Source organism: Citrobacter sp., from assembly GCF_050252275.1.
Taxonomy (GTDB): domain Bacteria; phylum Pseudomonadota; class Gammaproteobacteria; order Enterobacterales; family Enterobacteriaceae; genus Citrobacter_A; species Citrobacter_A amalonaticus.
Genome location: NZ_JBFWLF010000352.1, coordinates 1 through 4,274 on the forward strand (window position 1 = coordinate 1; position 4,274 = coordinate 4,274).

Sequence of the window (4,274 nt, forward strand, 5' to 3'; positions counted from 1 at the left end):
GCCACCCATTTATGTTTACCCAGTTCGTGATAGGGCAGGAGCTCGATTTTTTCAACGTTGCCCATATCGCGGGTAAATTCACCGAGTCGGTGCGCGGAGTCGTCATCGTCGGACCAGCCAGGTACCACGACGTAACGGATCCACACGTTGATATTTTTGTTTGCCAGATAGCGGGCGAACTCCAGCGTACGGTGGTTGGAAACGCCGACCAGGTTCTGGTGGATCTCATCATTCATCTGCTTGAGGTCGAGCATCACCAGGTCAGTGACTTCCAGCAGTTCATCAATCACCGGGTCGTAGCGGCGAACAAAACCATTGGTATCCAGACAGGTATGGATACCTTCTTGCTTACAGGCACGAAACCAGTCACGGACAAATTCCGCTTGCAGGATGGCTTCACCGCCTGACGCCGTTACGCCGCCGCCGGATGCGTTCATAAAGTGGCGATAGGTCACGACCTCTTTCATCAGTTCTTCAACGGTGACTTCTTTACCGCCATGCGTGTCCCACGTATCGCGGTTGTGGCAATACAGACAGCGCATCAGGCAGCCCTGGAAGAAAGTAATAAAGCGGATGCCTGGGCCGTCAACGGTACCACAGGATTCAAAGGAGTGAATGCGACCAATAACTGACATTGCGGTGTTTCTCCAGATGTGGCCCATCCGGGGCCGTGTTGGTGCACAGCTCATTGGCTGTGTCGAGTCTGTTTTGGCGGTTATCCATTGAGTATAGATAGCTGACAAAACAGGCTGCAGTCGGGAAACGACCTGTTAAAAAGGCCCCACTTACGTGGAGCCTTTATTGTACGCCTTTTACCGCGTGATTTCAGTCAAAACACATTACATGGTCTGAGTGAAGGTACGGGTAATAACGTCCTGCTGCTGTTCTTTCGTCAGGGAGTTAAAACGTACTGCATAACCAGATACACGGATGGTCAGCTGCGGATATTTTTCCGGATGTTCCATCGCGTCCAGCAGCATTTCACGGTTCATCACGTTCACGTTCAGGTGCTGACCACCTTCGATGGACGCTTCATGGTGGAAGTAACCATCCATCAGACCGGCCAGGTTAGTCTTACGAACTTCGTCGTCTTTACCCAGTGCGTTCGGAACGATAGAGAAGGTATAAGAGATACCATCTTTCGCGTAAGCAAACGGCAGTTTAGCAACAGAAGTCAGAGAGGCAACAGCACCTTTCTGGTCACGACCGTGCATCGGGTTAGCACCTGGTCCGAACGGCGCGCCAGCACGACGACCATCTGGGGTGTTACCGGTTTTCTTACCATACACAACGTTAGAGGTGATGGTCAGAACAGACTGCGTCGGGATAGCATCACGGTAGGTTTTCAGTTTCTGAATTTTCTTCATGAAACGTTCAACCAGGTCAACCGCCATGTCATCAACGCGCGCGTCGTTGTTACCAAACTGCGGGTATTCGCCTTCGATTTCGAAGTCGATAGCCAGACCGTCTTCATCACGAATCGGTTTAACTTTCGCATATTTGATAGCAGACAGGGAGTCAGCCGCAACGGACAGACCTGCGATACCACATGCCATGGTGCGAATAACGTCACGATCGTGCAGCGCCATCAGAGAGGCTTCGTAGCTGTACTTGTCGTGCATGTAGTGGATAACGTTCAGCGCGGTGACATACTGCTTAGCCAGCCAGTCCATGAAGTGGTCCATGCGCTCCATGACTTCGTCATAGTTCAGCACGTCGCCTTTGATTGGCTCAGATTTCGGGCCAACCTGCATTTTCAGTTTTTCATCAACGCCGCCGTTGATTGCGTACAGCATGGTTTTCGCCAGGTTTGCACGCGCACCGAAGAACTGCATTTGTTTACCAACAACCATTGGGCTTACGCAGCAAGCGATAGCGTAATCGTCGTTGTTGAAGTCCGGACGCATCAGGTCATCGTTCTCATACTGCAGAGAAGAGGTGTCGATGGACACTTTAGCGGCGAATTTCTTGAAGTTCAGAGGCAGTTTTTCAGACCACAGAACGGTGATGTTCGGCTCCGGAGACGGACCCATGGTGTACAGTGTGTTCAGGAAGCGGAAGCTGTTTTTGGTAACCAGAGTACGGCCATCAACGCCCATACCACCGATGGATTCCGTTGCCCAAATCGGGTCGCCGGAGAACAGTTCATCATATTCAGGCGTACGCAGGAAACGAACCATACGCAGTTTCATGACCAGGTGGTCAATCATTTCCTGAGCGTCTTGTTCAGTGATTTTGCCTGCTTTCAGGTCACGTTCAATGTATGCATCCAGGAAGGTGGAGACACGACCGAAGGACATTGCCGCGCCGTTCTGAGATTTAACCGCAGCCAGGTAGCCGAAGTAAGTCCACTGAATCGCTTCCTGAGCGTTGGTTGCCGGACCAGAGATATCGCAGCCATATTTCGCAGCCATCTCTTTGATCTGACCCAGCGCACGGTGCTGTTCAGCAATTTCTTCACGCAGACGGATAGTCGCTTCCAGGTTTACGCCGTTTTCCAGGTCAGACTGCAGGGAAACGAACTGAGCGTATTTGTCTTTCATCAGGAAGTCGATACCGTACAGCGCAACGCGACGGTAGTCACCGATGATACGGCCACGGCCATAGGCATCCGGCAGACCAGTCAGAACACCGGATTTACGGCAGTTCAGAATGTCTTTGGTGTAAACATCGAAAACGCCCTGGTTGTGGGTTTTACGATATTCAGTGAAGATTTTTTTCAGCATCGGGTCCAGTTCGCGGTTGTACGCTTTGCAGGAACCTTCAACCATTTTGATACCACCGAACGGGATGATCGCACGTTTCAGCGGAGCTTCAGTTTGCAGACCAACAATTTTCTCGAGCGCTTTATTGATGTAGCCAGCGTCGTGAGAAGTGATGGTGGAAGCAACAGAGGTGTCAAAGTCAACAGGCGCGTGAGTGCGGTTTTCCTGTTTAACGCCTTCCATTACGCTGTCCCACAGTGCAGTGGTCGCATCAGTCGCGCCAGCCAGGAAGGACTCGTCACCCTCGTACGGAGTGTAGTTTTTCTGAATGAAGTCACGGACGTTTACTTCATTCTGCCAGTCACCTTTGGTAAAACCTTCCCAGGCTGTGGCTAACTTTTCATTAAGCTCGGACATGTAACACCTACCTTCTTAAGTGGATTTTTTATTTACTGCGTGTATCGCGACATCAATTAATGATGATCGTTGTCACGCAGATAAATGACCCAGTATGTCAACCCAACCAACAAACCCCCGCCGATAATGTTACCGATCGTAACCGGAATCAGGTTATCAGTGATGAAGTTCATCGCGGTCAGGTGAGAAAAACTTTCCGGCGTCGAGCCAACTGCGCTCCAGAACTCCGGTGTTGCGAGATCACGGATTACAATACCCATCGGAATCATAAACATGTTTGCGATACTGTGCTCAAAACCGCTGGCAACAAACATCGCAACTGGTAATACCATGATAAACGCTTTATCCATCAGGCTACGGCCTGAGTAGCTCATCCATACAGCCAGGCATACCATCAGGTTTGCGAGGATACCGAGGCTGACGGCTTCAACAAAAGTATGGTGCATTTTGTGGTCGGCGGTTTGCAGGACGTTCAGTCCCCACTGGCCGTTGGCGACCATATATTCGCCGGAAAGCCACATCAATAGCACAAAGAGCAAGCAACCAATCAGGTTACCAAAATAGACGTTGAGCCAGTTTTTTGCCAACTGACCCCAGGTGATTCGGCCACTGGCTTTGGCAACGACAATCAACACGGTTGACGTAAAGAGGTCTGCACCGCAGATGACGCAAAGAATCAACCCCAGAGAGAAGCAGATACCGCCAATCAGTTTCGCCATACCAAACGGCATCGTACCTGTACCGGTCGTTGCAGTGATATAGAAAACAAAGGCGATGGAAATGAACACACCGGCAGTAATTGCCAGGAAGAAAGTCTTAAGCGGATGTTTCGTTGCTTTATAGACACCTGCCTCTTCGGCCACTTTGGCCATTGCTGCAGGGAGTAAAAGATCAAAAGGGTTGTCAGCTTTCACACTAACTCTCTCTTTATTAAGTCGGCGACGAGATACTAACAAAGCATTATAGATGAGAAATTGATGTAGATCATATCCCGCCTGGCTTATAGGCCCGTAATACGCATGGTTTTTATGCAATTACGGAGTAATTATTTGATTTTTATGATAAAAATAAATTTTAAATTTTAGCAAATGAGTTGAAAATTTTCCTTCCTACGTCTGTTAGCCAGTTAATTAATATGGAGTAATTGGCAGA

Annotated in this window: 3 protein-coding genes; all 3 read right to left on the reverse strand. The window is 49.6% G+C overall.

Going from position 1 to position 4,274, the window contains the following annotated elements; all coding sequences use genetic code 11:
- A partial coding sequence (gene pflA, locus AB7E14_RS21270; protein ID WP_428169913.1) for a pyruvate formate lyase 1-activating protein occupies positions 1–635 on the reverse strand: 635 nt, incomplete at its 3' end.
- Between the two features lie 204 nt (positions 636–839).
- Complete coding sequence (gene pflB, locus AB7E14_RS21275) at positions 840–3,122, reverse strand: formate C-acetyltransferase (protein ID WP_043001198.1); 2,283 nt, start codon at positions 3,120–3,122, stop codon at positions 840–842.
- Between the two features lie 56 nt (positions 3,123–3,178).
- Positions 3,179–4,036, reverse strand: a complete 858-nt coding sequence (gene focA, locus AB7E14_RS21280; protein ID WP_043001197.1) for a formate transporter FocA — start codon at positions 4,034–4,036, stop codon at positions 3,179–3,181.
- Positions 4,037–4,274 lie beyond the last annotated feature (238 nt).